Annotated in this window: 21 protein-coding genes and 1 other RNA gene; 18 read left to right on the plus strand and 4 right to left on the minus strand. The window is 40.4% G+C overall.

All coding sequences use genetic code 11. The annotated features are described in order from the left end of the window. Window positions 1–41 precede the first annotated feature (41 nt). From dinG to BM390_RS08440, 8 genes are all read left to right on the plus strand, one after another. Window positions 42–2,696, plus strand: a complete 2,655-nt coding sequence (gene dinG, locus BM390_RS08405) for an ATP-dependent DNA helicase DinG (protein WP_089854295.1) — start codon at window positions 42–44, stop codon at window positions 2,694–2,696. Between the two features lie 131 nt (window positions 2,697–2,827). Beyond that, window positions 2,828–3,001, plus strand: coding sequence for a YpmA family protein (locus tag BM390_RS08410; protein ID WP_082394364.1), 174 nt, complete (start codon window positions 2,828–2,830; stop codon window positions 2,999–3,001). Next, window positions 2,967–3,491, plus strand: coding sequence for a hypothetical protein (locus tag BM390_RS08415; protein ID WP_062319347.1), 525 nt, complete (start codon window positions 2,967–2,969; stop codon window positions 3,489–3,491). Before BM390_RS08410 ends, BM390_RS08415 begins: the two co-directional genes overlap by 35 nt. Before the next feature lie 14 nt (window positions 3,492–3,505). Continuing rightward, window positions 3,506–4,693 (plus strand): pyridoxal phosphate-dependent aminotransferase, encoded by a 1,188-nt coding sequence (locus tag BM390_RS08420; protein ID WP_089854298.1) that lies wholly within the window; start codon window positions 3,506–3,508, stop codon window positions 4,691–4,693. A 25-nt stretch (window positions 4,694–4,718) separates the two neighbouring features. After that, a complete protein-coding gene (gene asnS / locus BM390_RS08425; RefSeq protein WP_062319350.1) occupies window positions 4,719–6,011 on the plus strand; it encodes an asparagine--tRNA ligase in 1,293 nt (430 codons plus the stop codon). Window positions 6,012–6,088: 77 nt separating this feature from the next. Further along, window positions 6,089–6,775 carry a DnaD domain-containing protein gene (locus BM390_RS08430; protein ID WP_062319352.1) on the plus strand — a complete coding sequence of 229 codons (687 nt, stop codon included), beginning with the start codon at window positions 6,089–6,091 and terminating at the stop codon, window positions 6,773–6,775. Window positions 6,776–6,790: 15 nt separating this feature from the next. Continuing rightward, window positions 6,791–7,465 carry an endonuclease III gene (gene nth / locus BM390_RS08435; RefSeq protein ID WP_089854301.1) on the plus strand — a complete coding sequence of 225 codons (675 nt, stop codon included), beginning with the start codon at window positions 6,791–6,793 and terminating at the stop codon, window positions 7,463–7,465. Next, window positions 7,446–7,796, plus strand: coding sequence for a YpoC family protein (locus BM390_RS08440; protein ID WP_062319354.1), 351 nt, complete (start codon window positions 7,446–7,448; stop codon window positions 7,794–7,796). The genes nth and BM390_RS08440 overlap by 20 nt, the downstream gene beginning before the upstream one ends. Window positions 7,797–7,869: 73 nt before the next feature. Here the strand turns inward: BM390_RS08440 and BM390_RS08445 are convergent, their stop codons facing one another. Together BM390_RS08445 and recU are read right to left on the minus strand one after the other, a co-directional pair. Then, window positions 7,870–10,395, minus strand: a complete 2,526-nt coding sequence (locus BM390_RS08445; protein WP_062319356.1) for a PBP1A family penicillin-binding protein — start codon at window positions 10,393–10,395, stop codon at window positions 7,870–7,872. A 21-nt stretch (window positions 10,396–10,416) separates the two neighbouring features. Further along, a complete protein-coding gene (gene recU, locus BM390_RS08450; RefSeq protein ID WP_062319358.1) occupies window positions 10,417–11,007 on the minus strand; it encodes a Holliday junction resolvase RecU in 591 nt (196 codons plus the stop codon). A 284-nt stretch (window positions 11,008–11,291) separates the two neighbouring features. On the opposite strand from recU, the gene BM390_RS08455 reads away from it, so the two are divergent. From BM390_RS08455 to BM390_RS08485, 7 genes are all read left to right on the plus strand, one after another. Then, entirely contained in the window at window positions 11,292–11,648 is a 357-nt protein-coding gene (locus BM390_RS08455; RefSeq protein WP_062319360.1) for a DUF1798 family protein, read from the plus strand. Further along, entirely contained in the window at window positions 11,641–12,195 is a 555-nt protein-coding gene (locus BM390_RS08460) for an SLOG family protein (RefSeq protein WP_062319362.1), read from the plus strand. The genes BM390_RS08455 and BM390_RS08460 overlap by 8 nt, the downstream gene beginning before the upstream one ends. Window positions 12,196–12,297: 102 nt before the next feature. Then, complete coding sequence (gpsB, locus tag BM390_RS08465) at window positions 12,298–12,603, plus strand: cell division regulator GpsB (RefSeq protein ID WP_062319364.1); 306 nt, start codon at window positions 12,298–12,300, stop codon at window positions 12,601–12,603. Window positions 12,604–12,678: 75 nt separating this feature from the next. Continuing rightward, window positions 12,679–13,064, plus strand: an RNA gene (rnpB, locus tag BM390_RS08470) — RNase P RNA component class B. A 90-nt stretch (window positions 13,065–13,154) separates the two neighbouring features. Next, window positions 13,155–14,288, plus strand: a complete 1,134-nt coding sequence (locus BM390_RS08475; protein ID WP_062319366.1) for a THUMP domain-containing class I SAM-dependent RNA methyltransferase — start codon at window positions 13,155–13,157, stop codon at window positions 14,286–14,288. A gap of 11 nt (window positions 14,289–14,299) precedes the next feature. Then, a complete protein-coding gene (locus BM390_RS08480; protein ID WP_089854304.1) occupies window positions 14,300–15,796 on the plus strand; it encodes a carboxypeptidase M32 in 1,497 nt (498 codons plus the stop codon). A gap of 139 nt (window positions 15,797–15,935) precedes the next feature. Next, the gene (locus BM390_RS08485; protein WP_062319368.1) at window positions 15,936–16,205 is read left to right on the plus strand and encodes a DUF6123 family protein; all 270 of its coding nucleotides are present in this window, start codon (window positions 15,936–15,938) and stop codon (window positions 16,203–16,205) included. Here BM390_RS08485 and BM390_RS08490 read toward each other — a convergent pair. Then, window positions 16,186–16,599 carry a ribonuclease HI family protein gene (locus tag BM390_RS08490; protein ID WP_062319370.1) on the minus strand — a complete coding sequence of 138 codons (414 nt, stop codon included), beginning with the start codon at window positions 16,597–16,599 and terminating at the stop codon, window positions 16,186–16,188. The two genes, BM390_RS08485 and BM390_RS08490, sit on opposite strands and share 20 nt — an antisense overlap. Before the next feature lie 108 nt (window positions 16,600–16,707). Further along, window positions 16,708–16,908, minus strand: a complete 201-nt coding sequence (locus tag BM390_RS08495) for a cold-shock protein (protein ID WP_062319372.1) — start codon at window positions 16,906–16,908, stop codon at window positions 16,708–16,710. Window positions 16,909–17,109: 201 nt separating this feature from the next. Between BM390_RS08495 and BM390_RS08500 the strand changes: the two genes are divergently transcribed. The 3 genes from BM390_RS08500 to BM390_RS08510 all read left to right on the plus strand — a co-directional run bounded on the left by BM390_RS08500 (window position 17,110) and on the right by BM390_RS08510 (window position 19,274). After that, a complete protein-coding gene (locus BM390_RS08500) occupies window positions 17,110–17,700 on the plus strand; it encodes an HD domain-containing protein (RefSeq protein WP_062319374.1) in 591 nt (196 codons plus the stop codon). Between the two features lie 97 nt (window positions 17,701–17,797). Then, window positions 17,798–18,754: a thymidylate synthase gene (locus BM390_RS08505; RefSeq protein WP_062319376.1), complete on the plus strand. Its 957-nt coding sequence runs from the start codon at window positions 17,798–17,800 to the stop codon at window positions 18,752–18,754. A 10-nt stretch (window positions 18,755–18,764) separates the two neighbouring features. Further along, on the plus strand, window positions 18,765–19,274 hold the full coding sequence (locus BM390_RS08510) for a dihydrofolate reductase (protein ID WP_062319378.1): 510 nt from the start codon (window positions 18,765–18,767) through the stop codon (window positions 19,272–19,274).

The following is a 19,274-nucleotide window of genomic DNA, read 5'->3' on the forward strand; positions in this document are numbered from 1 at the left end:
ACATGAGTGTCACGTGAAAACTATGATTGAAGGTGAGCGAGATGACGACATTTGCGGTTGTCGATTTAGAAACAACAGGAAACCAAAAACAAGATCGAATCATTGAAATCGGGATTGTCATCTATCGCGATCAACAGATTGTCAAAACGTATCAAACCCTTATTAATCCGCATAGACATATTTCTCGGTTTATCGAACATTTAACGGGTATTAATAATGCGATGGTGATGGATCAACCGACATTCGAAGAAGTAGCGAATGATATTCATCATTTATTTGATGAAGCTTATTTTGTTGCGCATAATGTGCCGTTTGACTTAGGTTTTTTAAATCAAGAATTTGCCCGTGTTGGTCTTGAAAAACTTAACGTCAAAACATTGGATACGGTCGAACTAAGTCGCATGATGTTGCCAAAAGCTCCAGGATTTAAGTTGAATCAACTGGCTCAATTTTTAGCACTGACCCATGATGATCCCCATCGAGCCCTATCAGATGCCTATGTGACAACCGAATTATTAAAGGTGTTATTAAGTGAGTTAACGCAATTACCAAAGACGACCTTAAAGAAATTGTTGCCGTTAGCTGAGAAGTTGAAAAGTGATGTGATTCCAATCATTCATGACAGCCTTAATAAACCGCAAGCGGATCTAATTAAAGAGACAGAGGATCCATATGATTATCATTATGGTTTAGCGATTAAACGTGTCACTGACATCAAACCGAATCGATCTGAACCGATAACGCAATCGTTTGGTGACTGGCTAGATACATTTGAGACGGCGTTTAATGTACCACTTCGTCTCGGTCAACGCGAAATGAGTGAAGCGATTTATCATGCCTTTGTGACGCAATCATCGGCGTTGATAGAAGCGGGAACAGGAATAGGTAAAACGATGAGTTATCTCCTTGCGGCTATCTACTTTGCTAAAACATCAAAGGAGAAAGTGTTTATAAGTACCTATTTAAAGCAGCTTCAAAAACAGGTGCTACATGAAGAAGTACCCAAAATATTGGCTCATCTCTCTGAAACGTGTCAGATTGAAGTGTTAAAAGGGAAAAATCAATATGTAAGTTTAAAACGTTTTAGTGAGTGGATTGTGAAAACGGATAATGACCACTATGACTTTACTTTAACAAAAGCGATTGTCCTTATTTGGTTAACGAAAACAGAAACGGGTGATGTTGATGAAATTCAATTACCTCGGAGTGGGTATCAATTGTTTCATCAATTTTCTCACCGCTTTGATACAGATGAAATACAAGCCTTTAGTTATTATGAACATAAACTAGCCCAAATCGAAGTAGCAGATATCGTTATCGTTAACCATGCGCTTATGCATCAATTGATTCTGCAAGATAACATGCCTCTCAATCGACTGATTATTGATGAGGCGCATCACTTACCAGAAGTGATTGAGCAAGAAGAAGGGTTAATGTTTCACTCTCAAGCGATTCATGCCTTTTTAAATCAAGTGGTGCATCGTTTAAAGACATTTGATGTGTTAGATAGCAAGATGAAAGCCGCTATTGAAGATATAAAATATGATTATCAATGTTTCATTGATTACGCCCGTCAGTTTATGACCCATCACATGACAGCGGAACGATCAAAGAAGATGGTTACGATTGACCCGTCAGCTGCTGCGTTTGCAACGATGAAGGTAATGTATGAACGGTTTAAATTGTTGCTTGACGACCTACTTAAAGACGTTTATCGTACCCCACATCCGTTGATTCGGGAAGAGCTCACACCGATTGTTTCAGCCTTTTTGGCACCGTACAACCAATTTTTTATCGAGGATTCCACAGATGCTGTGTATTGGTTAGAAATGGATTTGACTCATCAGCAACAGCCGATCAGGTTTTATAAAAAACCAGTCGATATTAGTGAGACTGTGAATCGCTATTACTTTACTAAAGAGCGATCAGTCATTTTAACGAGTGCGACATTAACGGTGAATCATCGCTTTGATTATTTACAAGACCAATTAGGGATTGAAAAACCAATCAATACGTATCGCTTTCCAGCACTATATCCGACTGAGGACAACGTTCAAGTCCTTGTCCCAAATGATTTTCCGCGTCTTGATAATCGTGAAACGACCGCTTATATTGAGGCGTTAAGTGAACTTGTTTTTTCTTTAGCCGATCTAACTAAAGGACGTATGTTGATTTTATTTAATTCTTATCACATGTTAAAAGAGACGTATGCGTTATTAGAAGAACTGTTTCAAGATGATTACGTCTTAATTGCTCAAGGAATCTCAAGCGGGAGTCATGAAAAATTAAAGAAACATTTCCAACAAACAGACCAAGCTATATTGCTCGGAACCCATGCCTTTTGGGAAGGGTTAGATATCCCGGGTGATGATTTGAAATGCGTTGTCATTGCTCGATTACCGTTTCAATCACCGAGCCAGCCAGTCATTGAAGCAAAATTGAAGCGAATAGAAAGCAACGGTCAATCAGGTTTTTATTGCTATTCATTACCTGATGCGGTTATTCGCTTTAAACAAGGTTTTGGAAGATTAATTCGTCATGAAACAGATATAGGTATCGTTGTCGTGACAGATGATCGCCTGGTAACGAAAAGTTATGGTCGAACATTTATTGAATCGCTACCGTCAGTACCTGTCTTTCATCGACGTACGACAGAATTGTTAGACATGGCTCAAACATTCTTGAGTGACAAGTAAAGAGGTAAAAAACATGGAGAAATCTTAAAAAAGCCTCGATAAGCATTATGTTTCCTTAGAAAACCTGCTATAATATAACAAGGTTTATCATTACTTGTCATAAACACAAAATAACTAAAGGTTGGGATACAATGCGTAATGAAAAAATAGAAACATTATCAACGGTTAAGTTACAGAACAACCCAGAACTCTATAAAATAGTTGATAGTTTGAACCGGACATTAAAGGATGATGATTTGATGTTTGGTTTAGCACTAGATGAGGATGACGATGAGACAGCAATCTTCACAATTTATCGAACTTAATTACTTTAAAATTGTTGTCAGTATTTTATTACTTATAGGTTTATTCAGCGTTGGTTATAGCATTCATCTGTACGGTGTCATTCGCGATCATGAAGACCAAGGGTTTGAACAATCGATCGCACGTGTAAAAGAAGCTTATGACCCATCAACGATTGAAGAGGTGACTCGTTATCACGGGGAAGTCTTTTATCATGTGATTCACACACGTGATGAAGAAAGTGTCACCTATTACTTTGTGAATCAAACAGATGAAACGGCCGCGATTACCACTTACACAGTGGCATCTAATGACCCACTTCAGCCAATGATAGCAACATTTAAGTCTGAAAGACCGACCAACAAAGTGATTCGTGTGAACGTAGGTTTAAGACAGCAAGTACCGATTGTTGAAATCGTTTCAACCACAACATCTGGTACAGTTCGTTATGATTATTACCGATTAACCGATGGTACATATGAAAGTGGCTTAACCTTAAATAATGTGAACTAAGGAAAGGTGATTATATGCAATTAGCAAAACGTGTACAAACACTGACGCCCTCCACAACTTTAGCAATTACCGCAAAAGCGAAGGCACTAAAAGACAGTGGACATGATGTGATTGGTTTAGGCGCAGGTGAACCTGACTTTAATACGCCCGAATATATTATCGAAGCCGCAGAGCGTGCCATGCGCAGTGGTTTAACGCGTTACACGCCATCGGGTGGTATTTTGCCACTTAGAGAAGCGATTGCACGTAAAATGTTAAAAGATCAAGGCATTGATTATGACGCCGATCAAGTCGTTGTGACAACTGGTGCCAAACATGCGTTGTATACCTTATTTCAAGTGTTGTTAAATCCTGGTGACGAAGTCATCGTACCTGCTCCTTATTGGGTCAGTTATCCGGAACAAATTAAGCTTGCTGAAGGTGAACCTGTGTTTGTTTTAGGTAAAGAGGCGAATCAGTTTAAATTAACGCCCGAACAATTAGAACAAGCCATCACCGAAAAAACACGAGCGGTTATTATTAATTCCCCGAGTAACCCAACAGGAATGATGTATACAAGAGACGAATTAATGGCCCTAGGCAAAGTCTGTATCAAACATAATATTATCATTGTATCAGATGAAATATATGAGAAGTTGATCTATACAGACCAGCCACATGTTTCCATTGCCTCATTATCAGAACAACTAAAAAAACAAACCGTGATCATCAATGGTGTGTCAAAATCACATGCGATGACGGGGTGGCGAATTGGTTATGCGGTCGGGCGGAAAACAATCATTAAGGCGATGACAAATCTGTGTAGTCATTCAACATCTAATCCGACAACAATTAGTCAATATGCTGCGTTAGCTGCCTATACTCATGAAGAAGAAGAGATTACTCAAATGGTTGCCTCATTTAACGAAAGATTAGCGTACACATACGATTTATTAACACGTGTGCCTGGTATGACTTGTGTTAAACCGCACGGAGCGTTTTATTTGTTCCCGAATGTAGAAAAAGCGATTGACATGTGTGGTTTTAGTGATGTCGAAGAATTTTCAACAGCTCTGCTAGAAGAAGAACAAGTGGCTGTGATTCCGGGTACTGGTTTTGGCGCACCGAAAAATATCCGAATATCGTACGTGATTAAGAAAAGTCAATTAGAAGATGCGATGATCCGCATGACCCGCTTTATTGAGCGGCATGCAAAAATATAAGAGAGAGATTTTGGAGGGAAGTTTGTTGAAAACAACCATTAGTAAAGTAAATGAACATTTAAATGAAGAAGTAAAAATGGGCGCTTGGCTTAGTAACAAGCGTTCAAGTGGTAAGATTGCTTTCTTACAATTACGCGATGGCACAGGGTTTATTCAGGGTGTTGTCGTTAAAGCAGCGGTATCAGAAGAAGTCTTTAACTTAGCGAAATCTTTGACACAAGAATCATCGGTTTATGTGACAGGAACAATTGTAGAAGATACGCGCTCGCCTTTTGGTTATGAAATGCAAGTCACTGACCTTGAACTCATTCATGAATCCGTTGATTTCCCTATCACGCCAAAAGAACACGGGACCGAGTTTTTAATGGACCACCGTCACCTTTGGTTACGTTCAAAACGACAACATGCGGTGATGAAGATTCGCAATGAAATTATTCGCGCGACTTACGAATTCTATAATAAAGAAGGTTTCATTAAGATTGATCCACCTATCTTAACAGGTTCTGCAGCGGAAGGGACAACGGAACTCTTCCATACCCAATACTTTGATGAAGAAGCCTACCTATCTCAAAGTGGTCAACTTTATATGGAAGCAGCCGCAATGGCCTTTGGGAAAGTTTTTTCATTCGGACCAACGTTCCGTGCAGAAAAATCAAAAACACGTCGTCACTTGATTGAATTCTGGATGATTGAACCTGAAATGGCCTTTATGGAACATGAAGAAAGTTTACAAGTACAAGAACAATACGTGAGTTACTTAGCGCAATCTGTTGTTGAAAACTGTGCGCTGGAGCTTGATATTTTAGAGCGCGATGTTGACAAATTAAAACAAATACAAGCGCCATTCCCACGTATTACGTATGATGAAGCCGTTGAATTATTAAAAGATAAAGGCTTTGATGATATTGAGTGGGGAGAAGACTTTGGCTCACCTCATGAAACAGCGATTGCCGAAAGTTTTGATAAACCTGTCTTTATTACGCATTATCCAAAAGATATTAAAGCTTTCTATATGAAGCCAGACCCAACCAACGAAGCGGTTGTGCTTTGTGCCGATTTAATCGCACCGGAAGGCTATGGTGAAATTATCGGAGGCTCACAACGGATTGATGATTTAGACTTAATGAAACAACGTTATGAGGAACATAACTTATCAGGTGATGCTTACCAGTGGTATTTAGAATTGCGTCAATACGGTTCAGTGCCACACGCTGGTTTTGGTTTAGGATTAGAGCGAACCGTTGCTTGGTTTAGTGGGGTTGAGCACGTACGTGAGACGATTCCATTCCCACGTTTATTAAACCGTCTGTATCCATAAGCTTATATGTGACCATAAATAAAAACCCTCGGATCTTGTCCGGGGGTTTTCACCATCATGTGAATGGGGGAAGAATGTTGAAACAACACTATGAACGATTTATGCGCGATCAACTCACGTTCTCGAAAAAACTCTTAACCGATTACCGTCAGATTGGTATGGATGAAACGGAAGTGATGGTTGTGCTGCAGCTGATCCGTTTCCAGGCTGAGAATACGATGTTTCCGACACCGTCTGAAATGGCTGAGGTGACAAATTACGATGATCAAGTCGTCAGTCGCAGTTTGCGCCAGCTCATGCAAAAGCATCTTATGACAATTGAAGAAACTGAAAATGGTGCTGGTATTGTTGATGAATACTACTCATTAGAGCCACTGTGGCAGACACTATACACAAAAGATGATAAGAAAAGTACGCAGCCAACGGATCAAAGTGTCGAAGTGTTTAAGCAGTTTGAGCGTGAGTTCGGTCGTGTGTTATCGCCAATTGAAATTGAAACCATTAATATTTGGTTAGATGAAGACCAGTATGATGTCCGTCTCATTCAACAAGCGTTAAGAGAGGCTGTCTTGTTAAGTAAACTTAACTTTAAGTATGTTGATCGTATTTTACAAGAGTGGCAGAAAAAAGGGATTAAAACGGTAGAGGCTGCTAAAAAAGCCGGCAAGAAATTTCACCAACAGTCGAATCAGCGCACAGAAAAGGCAAGAAAACGCACCGATCCATCTGTTTACTATAATTGGCTAGATGAATCAGACGATTAATGGAGGTGGCAAGTCGTGTTAACGAATAAACAAATACGGTTCGTCCTTGATACGATGGCTGAGATGTATCCTGATGCTTGGTGTGAATTAAAGCATGAGAATCCGTTTGAACTCGTCATTGCGGTCGCCCTATCAGCCCAGTGTACGGACCAACTCGTCAATAAAGTGACGGATGCTCTCTTTAAAAAATATAAAACGCCTGAAGATTATTTAGCCGTGCCATTAGAAGAATTAGAACAAGACATAAAATCGATTGGCTTGTACCGGAACAAAGCAAAAAATATTCAAAAATTATCACAAAGAATTAAAGAAAATTTTAACGGTGAGGTGCCACGGACGCATGAAGAACTAGAATCTCTTGCAGGTGTTGGACGAAAAACAGCGAATGTCGTTATGTCAGTGGCTTTTGGCGAACCAGCGATTGCAGTTGATACACACGTGGAACGTGTGTCTAAACGCTTAGGGATTGCCCGTTGGAAAGACTCGCCGTTAGAAGTAGAAAAAACACTGATGAAGAAAGTACCTAAAGACGAGTGGAGTGACACGCACCACCGGATGATTTTTTTCGGGCGTTACCACTGTAAGGCGAGACATCCTCAATGTGACACGTGTCCGTTACTCGACCTTTGCCGGGAAGGACAGAAACGTTTACGTAAAAAGGAGAGAGAACATGCCAACAAATCGTCATGAGTTATTCAGTCGTTTTGATCAACAAAAACCTCATATCCAACAGTTATTTGATGCGCGTCAATTTAAAGAGGCGATTCAACCGATGAGAGAGGCGATTCAATCATTTAAAGTGTTATTGTATGAGTTGAATCAAACGGATGATTTAACGAAAGATATGGATAGCCTTTCAATCAAGCCGATCAACATTAAAGAACGGTTTGAGTATGTTGAAGGAAATCTAAAACAATACCATGCGTATTTACAACTCATCACGCTCTATGAAGAAGTAGAAAAGTTGTATGCTAAAGAAGCAATCAAACAAGCGATGAGACATCAACAGATACACCACTAATATAAAAACATCCCCAGTTATCTCTTAGTATAAAAAGATATCTGGGGATGTTTTATGTTAGTAATAAAGAGGATTAAGCCGCATCATCTTGTTGTTCAGCGTTTGTTTCCTCATCCGATTGATCGGTGTCATCGTCTGTTGGTTGGTCCTCATCTGGCTGGTCTGGTGTGTCTTCATCATCATCATTGCCACCATTCCCGTCGCCATTCCCGTTACCATTGTTATCATTACCATCAGGGGCTTCACCATCTGGTAAGTCGATCTCTGGTAGGTCGGGTTCTTCTTCTTTTTCTTTTGGCGTCATGATTTCAACGGTTTTTGTTTCACTCGTTAAGGTGACTTTTTCTGGATTAAAGGCCGTCACATTAATGGTGTACATGGTTTCAGGTTCCACCTCTTCAATCGTGAAGGTTGTCGCATCGGTATTGACAGGTTCACCTGATTGATAGTTGACCTCGAAGGCAACATCTACATCCGCCTCCATATTATGTTCCCACGTTACGGTGATGCTGTTTGTTTCCTCATCATAAGTGGCTTTTAAGTTCTCAACTGGATTTAATTGCTCATAAGCATCAGATACAGCCGAAGGCTCTGTCCCACGTTTGAATAGCTCAGTAATGACTTGGTCATTTGGTGTGAATTCACTCGGTAATTGAGCAGGATTTGTGCCCGCTTCAACTTTGACAGGTATGACACTGTCAGGACGAGTGAAATCGGTCACCTCTACGTTTTTAGATAACTCTGTCATCGCATACTTAAACAGCAGTTGTGAGTTGTATACATCCGGGACAGGTTTTGTTGAACTGTCAGCATAGCCTGTCCATACACCAATCGCATACTGGGTACTCAAACCAACAAACCATTTATCAACATTATTATCGGTTGTCCCGGTTTTACCGGCTACTGGAACACCTGAAACATTGGCTCTTGTTCCTGTACCTGAGCGTACAACATTTTTCATCATGTCTGTGACCATATAAGCCGTTGCTTCTGACATGGCCACAGTCGTTTCAGGTTCCACTTCAATGCGTCGGCCATCGGGATATTCAATCGCAACAACGCTATATGGTTCGGTATATAATCCACCGTTTCCAAAAGCCGCATAAGCTGCCGCCATATCAAGCGTAGAAGCTTCAAATGTTGACCCGCCAATCGCATCACGGACGTTTAATCCGCCATCAGGAATGGTTAAGCCAAGCTTTTGTCCGAATTCGCTGACTTGACTTCTTCCGATTTCATCAAAAAGATGGGCTGCGACGACGTTGGAAGATTGTTCTAAAGCGGTTCGTAATGTGACTTGACCACGGTAACGTCCCACATTATTAATCGGCTTTGAGCCGGTTACTTCATAAGGACCGTTATCCGGCATTTGTTCATACGTTGAGTAGTTTAAATACTCAATCGCTGGGCCATAAGAGAAAATCGGTTTAATTGATGAACCCGGTTGTCGTTTCGCTTGGATGGCCATGTTGAAGCCACCTGCTTCACGATTTCTGCCACCACCGATCGCTCGAATCGCACCTGAGGTTGTTTCAACGACAGAAAGACCGGACTGTAGTTCACTATCTGAATAACTGACGGGACTTTCATCAGACAGCAAGTATTCCACATAACTTTGTGCCTCTTGGTCCATTGTCGTATATACTTTCACACCATCATTGTATAAATCAATGTCATATTTCTCTTCTAATTCACGCTGGACTTGATCTAAAAAGTCGGTGTGACTGGTACGAGAGGCTGTTGAGACATTTAACATGTCTTCAATGGCCACTTGTTTCGCTTCTTCTGCTTCACTTTCCGAAATTTTTTCGTGTCGGACCATTAAATTCAGGACCGTTTCCATCCGTTCTTTAGCTAGGTCTGGGTTGACCGTCGGGTCATACGCTGACGGGCGTTGTGGTAACCCAGCTAAAAGAGCGGCTTGAGCTAAACTTAGTTCATTTAGATCCGTTATACCGAAATAGTTTTGAGCAGCGGTTGCGACCCCGTAGCCGGCAGAACCGTAATAGATCCGATTTAAATACATTTCTAAAATCGTTTCTTTAGAGTAAGATAAATCAAGTTGAATGGCTAACCACTGTTCTTGAACTTTACGTTCTAGCGTTTTATCAGGGTATAAAAAGGCGCCTTTAATGACTTGTTGGGTAATCGTTGACCCACCCTCTGAACCGAAACCGTCGGTCAAGTTGGCAATGACCGCTCCACCAATCCGGCGGATATCAATGCCGAAGTGGTCGAAGAACCGGACATCTTCTGTTGCTAATACGGCATCGATTAACACGGGTGGAAGCTCATCATAACTGACTTTGACCCGCTGTTCTTCACCAATATCAGCAAAAAGTTCCTGGTCTTTATCATAGACCTTACTTGAGGCAGGAATACTTAATTTTTCTGGGTCAAGTTCTGGTGACTTAGAGATGTAATAAGCAAATAAACCTCCCACGCCAACCACAGCAATAAGTCCTAAAATAAGCAAGGTTAACATCACTTTCTTAAAAGATACTTTCTTAGTTTTTTGTTTCTTATTTTGTTTCTTTTTCGTTTGTTTCATCTGTTCTTGTCGGCGTTTTTCACTACGCGACTTGTATTGATCAGACATCATTATTTCCTCCATTCATTCTTAAAAAAAGATCTCGTCAACGACAGTTAAATAATCAACGAGGGCAGGGAAACTTGCTGGGATGAGTGTCCCTTCATCTTTAACGGCTGTATAAGGTATCGACTTTCTACCGTCTTTAAATTGACGATGCCAATACGGAAAAAGTTTCACAGCCGGAAAGACATATGATTCATTATAAGCCTGGAAGCGAATAATCACAAAACATATCCCTTCGTGTTTCACGATATCTTCCATATGGTCGATTTGATGTTGATGGAAATTACTGAGTGGAAACGATGTTTTATTCTTCGTTTCTTTCGCTTCAAAATCAATGTACCTACCTTTATAGAGGCCGTTATAATCCGTTGTTGATGCTTGTTTAAAATAGGCTTCTTTAATCACTGCTGCACTACGTTTAGGGTAATCGACTTTTACAATTTGTACCGGGGTTGGTTTTTTGTGAATCACACATAGTCCCCGACTTAAGTAGTAATTGTTTGTGTCATTAATATCTTTTTCGAGCGTCATACCACGATTACTGAAGCGGTCATGCGGTGTATTGTTCTTCGTTGCATGTTGAGTTTTTACTTTTTTACCATTTGGGTAATTCAAACAGCATCCCTCCTGTTTCAAATATCATATCAAAAATTTATAAAATGGCGAGTGAAAAACACGATTTTAAGGCTTTGGGCTGATAACCGTCTCGTCATGGTCCAGTTGAGTTAGTCTAATTAAATGGTTGAATCTTCCTATAATAGTATAGCATATAAAACGTATGTTTGTATAATGAGAAAACAATGAAAAAAAGGTGAGAAAATGGTGGGTGAATCTTATTGTTTTTGTGTTTGTCAACGGACTCTATCCGTGCTAAAGTATGTATCAAGAGGTGAAAAGTCATGTCAGTCCTATCACAAACAGAAACAATCGATCAGATAAAACAAGCGTGTTTCATCCGCTATCAGACAGATAAGCTCCCGGCTAAACTTAATGACCGGGAGGCGTTTAACGTTATTAAAGAAGAAGTCACCCCACAGTTTCAGTTAATGGAACAATGGGAAGACCAACTTTTATCAGATATTAAAACACATGCCTTATCTATCCATCCGTCACTCGTTCAGTCTACCCGAGAAAACATGGAATTAATCATTATGCATAGCTTTTATCATGATACGGATGAGAAAAGGTTTCATGAACTCGTCAAATCTGTTGATGTGGTTCTTGATATGGTAAGAAGGGTATATCAACATGACTAAAGTGTTAGCGGTCACCGGCTATAAATCATTTGAATTAGGCATCCACAAAGACCAAGATCCACGGGTGATGATTATTAAAAAAGCGTTAGAAAAAAAGCTTATTGGATTACTTGAAGACGGCTTAGAGTGGGTGATTGTCTCAGGACAGCTAGGGGTTGAGCTATGGTGCGTTGAAGTCTGTCTCGACCTACAAGAACATTATGATTTTCAAATTGGGATCATTGCGCCATTTGAAGACCAACATAGTCGTTGGAAAGAACCCGATCAAGAGAAATATCAATTATTGACGATGACGGTTGATTATTTCAATACGCTCTATCAAGGTGGGTATAAAAATCCGGGGCAGTTTAAGATGAAAAATCAATTTTTTTTAGCTAAAGCTGATGCCAGCCTGGTGTTAATTGATGAAGACCATCCAGGAAGTGTGAAATTTTACTATGAGACGATCATAAAAGATACGGATCATTTGACATATACAATCACACCACTGGATTTAGAAGATATTGGGCGAGAACTACAAGAGATGGCGACATTTGAACAATCATAAGGACCGATGGTATGTTCGTTACTATAATTCTTATGAAAGTTTGATATAATAGAACAGATAAGAGAAGACAGGTTAACCTTATATTTATAACGGGGTGAAAAAATGGAGAATAAATTAACACAGTTATCAACAAAAGATATTTTAGACAAAGACTTTAAAACATCGATGCGTGGTTACAATCAAGAAGAAGTGGATGCCTATCTTGATGTGATTATTCAAGATTATGAAGCACTTGAAAGTAGAATTAAACAACTCGAAGAAGAACAAGCCCGCGCGTCACAAAGAAAGCCGGAGGAACCGGTAAGACCTCGCATGCAGGCAACGAATCATCAAGCTAACTATGATATTCTTAAACGTGTATCCAATCTAGAAAAAGCTGTTTTTGGCAAAAAGTATGCCGATGATTAAGTATTTCTAGACATTTCCACGTGTCAAATGACGTGAGATGTGTTATACTATTGAAGGAAAAATAAAGGGAAATGAATGTTTTGGTAATCGCTACAAGCGCTTCGCGTTTGTAGAGGAAAGTCCATGCTCACACAAGCTGAGATGCTTGTAGTGTTCGTGCTTGATGAATAAATAAATCAAGGCAGTCACAGTTGTGATTGACGGCAGGGAATGGCGCTAAGTCCTTGGATATGTGCCTAGTACCTTGAAAGTGCCACAGTGACGAAGTCAAGCGGGAAACCGACTTGAGTGGAACGAGGTAAACCCCACGAGTGAGCAACCCAAATTTTGGTAGGGGCATCTTGGAGTAGGGAACTTAACCGAAACAAGGACATAGTCAACTATGTAGATAGATGGTTACCGCTAGAGTACGAGGCTGACCACCGTTTGTAGTGCTTTAGAACAGAACATGGCTTATAAAACATTCATTGGTCATTTATTTTGAATCGATGAACCTTCCTCTGACTTTTCGGTCGTTGGGAGGTTTTTTTAATAATAATGAGGTGGATAAAATGAAAAAAGTACGGTTATTGGCAACAGCTGCAATGGGGCTGGAAGCACTTGTCGCAAGGGAAGTAAAAGAATTAGGGTATACAGATGTGATAGTTGAGAACGGGAAAGTGATGTTTGATGCTGACGTGAGCGCGATTCCGCGCTTAAACTTATGGCTAAGAACAGCCGATCGTGTTAAAGTCATTGTCGGTGAATTTGAAGCAAAAACGTTTGATGATCTCTTTGAACAAACAAAGGCGTTAAACTGGGAAGATTATATTCCTGAAGACGGCGCCTTTCCTGTTATTGGTAAGTCGGTAAAATCAAAACTTTACAGCGTGCCCGATTGTCAGCGATTAGTGAAAAAAGCGGTCGCGGAGAAATTAAAACAAAAGCACGGCGTCGCTATCAACATGCCAGAAACAGGAGCGATGTACAAAATTGAAGTCGCGTTATTAAAAGATAAAGTGACACTCACCCTCGACTCCTCAGGTACCGGCCTACATAAACGTGGCTACCGTCTGCGTCAAGGGGAAGCCCCGCTCAAAGAAACGCTCGCAGCGGCGCTTGTCATGTTGACAAACTGGAAAGCCGATTACCCATTAGTTGATTTATTCTGTGGGTCAGGGACGATTTTAATTGAAGCAGCTTTAATTGGACAAAATATTGCGCCTGGCTTTAACCGGGAGTTTGCGAGCGAGTCATGGGATTTCGTACCCCAGACGCTATGGGATCAAGCCTTTGACGAAGCAGAAAAACTGGCTAATTATGACCAACCACTTGACATTACTGGTACTGACTTAGATCCAAAAATGATTGAAATCGCTAGAGACAATGCCATCGAAGCGGGACTAAGTGATTTAATTACGTTTAAACAGATGCAAGCACGTGATTTTCACCCGAAAAAAGACAATGGTTATTTAATCACCAACCCACCTTACGGTGAGCGTTTAAATGAAGAAGAAGAAGTGAAACAAATGTATCGTGATCTAGGAAAATCGATGGCGCTTAATTCAACGTGGAGTAGTTACGTCTTAACGTCACACGAACAGTTTGAGAAATTATTTGGTATGAAAGCTACGAAAAAACGGAAGCTATTTAACGGATTTATTAAAGTTGATTACTACCAATACTTTGGTAAGCACAATAAGTAGGAGGGATGAGGATGACCGTTACTGTTCAATCATTCAAAGACTATTTAAAAAAAATTAAAAGTTATGAAGAAGCACTGAATTTAATGGCGTGGGACCTAAGGACGATGATTCCTAAAAAGGGGATGGACCAGCGTTCAGAGGTTATCGGGCAATTGTCTGAAACGATTCACACACTGAAAACTTCCGAGGAAATGAAGCGGTTTTTAGATGAGCTACCGGCAGAGGTTGAGAGTGATCCGGTCATGAAACAAATGTTGAACGTTTGTCAGAAAGATTATGACCGCGATTCAAAAATTCCAACCGCAGAATACACCGCTTTTGTGACCCTTCGTTCTAAAGCAGAAACGGTTTGGCAAGACGCGCGCGAAAAGAATGACTTTTCCATGCTTGCCCCGTATTTAGAACAACTCGTTGAGTATAACCAACGGTTTAGTGAGTATTGGGGTTATAAAGATAATCGGTATAACGGTTTATTAGACCAATATGAGCCGGGATTAACGACGGATGTTTTAGACCCTGTGTTTGATGAGTTAAAACAAGCGTTATCAACCCTCGTTAAAAAAATTCAACAATCGGATGTTGAGGTTGATTCCAGTCAGTTGCTTCATTATTTCCCGAAAGACAAGCAACAAGCCTTTAGTTTGAGCGTGCTTGATAAGATGGGGTATGATTTTGATGCGGGTCGTTTAGATGAGACGATTCATCCCTTTGCGATTGGTATTAATCAAGGAGATGTGCGCGTGACGACACGTTACGATGAACATGATTTCAGAACGGCGATTTTTGGGACCATTCATGAAGGGGGCCATGCCCTGTATGAACAAAATATTGACTCTGAATTTGCTCTAACACCACTCGCTGAAGGTACATCAATGGGGATTCATGAGTCACAGTCACTGTTTTGGGAGAATTTCATCGGACGAAGTGAAGCGTTCTGGAAAAGTCAGTATAGGTCTTTCTTATCGTTTGCGCCTGAAGCGTTCCAAACGATTGAACTATCAGACTTTTACCGGGCGATTAATGAAGTGAAGCCAAGTTATATTCGGATTGAAGCAGATGAATTAACTTATAGCTTGCACATTATTATTCGCTATGAATTAGAAAAGGCATTAATCGAAGGGTCATTGAAAGTAAAAGATTTACCTGAAGCATGGAATGATAAGATGGAAAGTTACTTAGGTATTCGCCCAACAACAGACCGTGAAGGTGTGTTACAAGATATTCACTGGGCAGGCGGGGACTTTGGTTACTTCCCAACGTATGCCTTAGGTTATATGTATGCTGCGCAGTTACATGAGGCAATGAGTAAACAAATCAATATTCCAATGATGATTCAAACGAATGACTTTGAACCGATGAAAGAATGGTTAACAGAACACGTTCATCGCCATGGACGGATGAAAGAACCGTTAGAGATTATTAACGATGTCACCGGTGAAGGGTTAAATCCTAATTATTTGATTAATTATTTAACCGAAAAATATCAAGTCATTTATCAATGGAATTAAATAATGAAGCAGCTCACCTCAACACTCGTCAGTTGAGGTGAGCTGCTTCATAATAAAAGAACATTCGTTCTTGTAACGTGGCGCGGGCTACTTTATAATGAAAGCAAGACGAATCCGCGAGATAAAGGTGGTAGAGTAAATGGTAGGGCAATTAGAATCGTATTTGGATCATTTATATGCCAAAGGCTTTAAGTTGTCAGCGTCAGATATCAAATTTATTTATTTCGGTAAACAAATCACAGCGGCGAGTGATTATACCGTTCGTCTCGCCATTGAATACACGTTAAAACTAACGTATGGGTTTGACGGGTCTTTTTTTGTGAATCTACTAGAACATCTCGATGAACAAAAGATTACCAAAAGACATGAGGTCGAAGCTTACTTAAAAGTTAAGAACATGATTGAATAACGGTTGACTCTGTTTGTAAGCCGGTGCGCGCTAACAGATCGGCTCGCTTATTGTCTTTGTCAGGAATCCACTTGATGAACACATACGGAAAATGGGTGATAAGTTCGGCTATTTTTTCATAATAACTTAGAAAGGCTGGATTTTTCGTGTAGGCTTTTTCAATCGTATCAACGACAATTTTTGAATCCGATCGAATTGAGAGAATCTCATCTGGATAGTTATTCTTTAGAGTAACAAGCGCAAAGAAAAGGGCGTGAAACTCCGCTTCGTGATTTGTTTTCTCACCAATAAAGGTATAACCCTCTAGACAAACCTGCTTATTTTTCGCGACGAAACTTGCCGCACTCTTACCATTCTCGCCAAGGGTGGCCCCGTCAATATATACTTCTAACATGCTTATACCTCTTTATCTGTTCAAATTTTTAATCTATGTTTTTAGGTAGGCGGATCGTCTAACATATAAAAAAGCGATGAATCAACGTCACCGCTTTAAGGATGAGATTTAGTTTTTTGTGACGTTAGCGGCTTGAGGTCCACGGTCACCTTCAATGATATCAAAAGCAACAGATTGACCTTCCTCTAACGTTTTAAAACCATCTTCTTGGATGGCAGAATAGTGAACGAAAATATCATCACCTTCTTCAAGTTGGATAAATCCGTATCCTTTTTCTGCGTTAAACCATTTGACAATACCGTTTTGCATTGCGTGTGCGCCTCCTCAATCTCACGAATTTAAGCTATATAAAGAATCATCAAACATAGAAAAAGCCAATACCTGTGTCAGATATACGACACGTGCATTGACATTCATAAACCTGACTTTTCCCTTAAGCTTTGGTCAAAATGATAACGCATTTATTGGAAAAAGTCAAGCATTACACAATCAAGAAAAGGAGAGAAAGTCATGAACGAACATACCGTATTATCTACACTTAAAAAACACATCTATGACCGCTTCTGTAACGATACATCTGGCCATAATTACGACCATATGATCCGGGTAAGCAATATGAGTATCTACATCGCCAAACAAGAAGGACTTGACCCGTTTTTGCCAGAAGTGATAGCCCTGACCCATGACTATTATGATGACAAATTAGTCCAAGACCCAGCGAAAAGTAAACAGGCACTCATGGTACTATTAAAGCAGGTCTGCTTTAATAACGATACGATTGACGTGATCATAAACGCCATTGATGTCATTTCCTTCAGGCACAACAAAGAAGCAACCACCTTACTTCAACAAGTTGTTAAAGACAGCGACCGACTCGATGCCATTGGGGCGATGGGGATTATTCGTACGATTCAATACGGCACGACGCACAACCGTCCGTTGGATGAAACGATACAGCACTTTGATGATAAGCTATTTCACTTAAAGGACTTGCTTCATACGAAAACAGCACAAACGATCGCCGAAGAGCGCCATCAGTTGATGCGTGCTTTTTATGATGGCTATTACAATGAACGTGATTTTCTCAAACATAATAATTAAAGACGCTCGACACGTGTAAAAAAAATTCCGAGTGGGATTAAAGCAGCTTTTCATGTATAATAGTGTCTAGTATATTTTTCAAATGAGGAGTTTTAACATGTCTGTAAATGAACAACAATACTTAGATTTATGTCGCCATGTGTTAGCTAATGGTGAGAAAAAGTCCGACCGAACAAATACCGGTACATATTCTGTCTTTGGTGCGCAAATGCGCTTTGATTTAGCAGAAGGCTTTCCGCTACTAACGACCAAGAAAGTGAATGTTAGATTGATTGTCTCAGAATTATTGTGGTTCATTCATGGCGATACGAACATTCGTTATTTACTGGAGCACAACAATAACATCTGGAATGAATGGGCCTTTAAGCGCTGGGTCGAGAGCGAGAATTATACCGGACCTGATATGACGGATTTCGGTAATCGTTCCCTTGTAGACGCAACATTTAACGCCGAGTATAAGGAACAAATGGCCATTTTCAAACAACGTATTTTAGAAGATGATGCGTTTATGACACAATACGGTGACTTAGGTCCGGTGTACGGCAAGCAGTGGCGTCACTGGCAAACGTCTCGTGGGGAGACGATTGATCAATTAAAAGACGTGATCGAGAGCTTAAAAACGAATCCAGACTCTCGTCGCCATATCGTCACGGCTTGGAACCCAGAAGATATCCCAAGCAATATGGCTTTGCCCCCGTGCCATGCGATGTTTCAGTTCTACGTGGCGAATGGCAAGCTAAGCTGCCAACTCTACCAACGCAGCGCCGATATCTTTTTAGGTGTCCCGTTTAATATTGCGAGCTACAGTCTCCTTGTCCACCTCATTGCTAATGAAGTGGGGTTAGACGTCGGGGAATTTATTCATACCTTAGGGGATGCCCATATTTATCAGAATCACCTGACTCAAGTAGAAGAACAACTCTCACGTGAGATGTATCCTCTACCTGAGATAAACATCACAGAAGGTAAAAGTTTATTTGAGTTAACGGTCGATGATATTACACTTGTCGGCTATGACTCACATCCACCGATTAAAGCACCGATTGCTGTATAGGAGGGCTATGATGATTAGTTTAATTGCCGCACACGGAAAAGACTTTGTGATTGGAAAAGATAACTGGATGCCGTGGGACTTACCACGGGACTTACAGTTTTTTAAAAACCAAACACTCGGTAAAACGATTGTAATGGGACGAAAAACATTTGAAAGCTTTAAAAAACCTTTAAAAGACCGTCATCATATGGTGCTTACGAGGCAGACAGACTTCACTTATCCGGGAGTAGAGGTCTATCACGATATTGAAGACTTAAAACAGGCGTTACAAGCGCGTGATGATGAAGTGATGATTATTGGTGGTGGAGAGATTTACAAACAATTTTTACCGGTCGCTGACCGGTTATATATCACCTATATCGATGCCTCTTTCGAAGGGGATACGTATTTTCCGGATTACCGTGACGCAGGATTTGTTGAAACGTCAAAAGAACAAGGTGTAAAAGATAGTGAGAACCCTTATGATTACTACTTTATTCAATATGATCGCGAGTATCTGGATAAAACTGTGAAGGAGTGA

This window comes from Halolactibacillus miurensis, assembly GCF_900116255.1.
GTDB classification, from domain to species: Bacteria; Bacillota; Bacilli; order Bacillales; family Amphibacillaceae; genus Halolactibacillus; species Halolactibacillus miurensis.

Excerpts from the sequence above, each read along its gene's own strand:
- BM390_RS08415 (WP_062319347.1), top strand. The coding sequence starts at position 2,967 with ATGAGACAGCAATCTTCACAATTTATCGAACTTAATTACTTTAAAATT.
- BM390_RS08460 (WP_062319362.1), top strand. The coding sequence starts at position 11,641 with ATGACTAAAGTGTTAGCGGTCACCGGCTATAAATCATTTGAATTAGGC.
- BM390_RS08510 (WP_062319378.1), top strand. The coding sequence starts at position 18,765 with ATGATTAGTTTAATTGCCGCACACGGAAAAGACTTTGTGATTGGAAAA.
- BM390_RS08440 (WP_062319354.1), top strand. The coding sequence starts at position 7,446 with ATGCCAACAAATCGTCATGAGTTATTCAGTCGTTTTGATCAACAAAAA.
- BM390_RS08495 (WP_062319372.1), bottom strand. The coding sequence starts at position 16,908 with ATGCAAAACGGTATTGTCAAATGGTTTAACGCAGAAAAAGGATACGGA.
- BM390_RS08485 (WP_062319368.1), top strand. The coding sequence starts at position 15,936 with ATGGTAGGGCAATTAGAATCGTATTTGGATCATTTATATGCCAAAGGC.
- BM390_RS08455 (WP_062319360.1), top strand. The coding sequence starts at position 11,292 with ATGTCAGTCCTATCACAAACAGAAACAATCGATCAGATAAAACAAGCG.
- BM390_RS08410 (WP_082394364.1), top strand. The coding sequence starts at position 2,828 with ATGCGTAATGAAAAAATAGAAACATTATCAACGGTTAAGTTACAGAAC.
- BM390_RS08445 (WP_062319356.1), bottom strand. The coding sequence starts at position 10,395 with ATGTCTGATCAATACAAGTCGCGTAGTGAAAAACGCCGACAAGAACAG.
- gpsB (WP_062319364.1), top strand. The coding sequence starts at position 12,298 with ATGGAGAATAAATTAACACAGTTATCAACAAAAGATATTTTAGACAAA.
- dinG (WP_089854295.1), top strand. The coding sequence starts at position 42 with ATGACGACATTTGCGGTTGTCGATTTAGAAACAACAGGAAACCAAAAA.
- BM390_RS08475 (WP_062319366.1), top strand. The coding sequence starts at position 13,155 with ATGAAAAAAGTACGGTTATTGGCAACAGCTGCAATGGGGCTGGAAGCA.
- BM390_RS08505 (WP_062319376.1), top strand. The coding sequence starts at position 17,798 with ATGTCTGTAAATGAACAACAATACTTAGATTTATGTCGCCATGTGTTA.
- BM390_RS08420 (WP_089854298.1), top strand. The coding sequence starts at position 3,506 with ATGCAATTAGCAAAACGTGTACAAACACTGACGCCCTCCACAACTTTA.
- BM390_RS08500 (WP_062319374.1), top strand. The coding sequence starts at position 17,110 with ATGAACGAACATACCGTATTATCTACACTTAAAAAACACATCTATGAC.
- BM390_RS08490 (WP_062319370.1), bottom strand. The coding sequence starts at position 16,599 with ATGTTAGAAGTATATATTGACGGGGCCACCCTTGGCGAGAATGGTAAG.
- BM390_RS08480 (WP_089854304.1), top strand. The coding sequence starts at position 14,300 with ATGACCGTTACTGTTCAATCATTCAAAGACTATTTAAAAAAAATTAAA.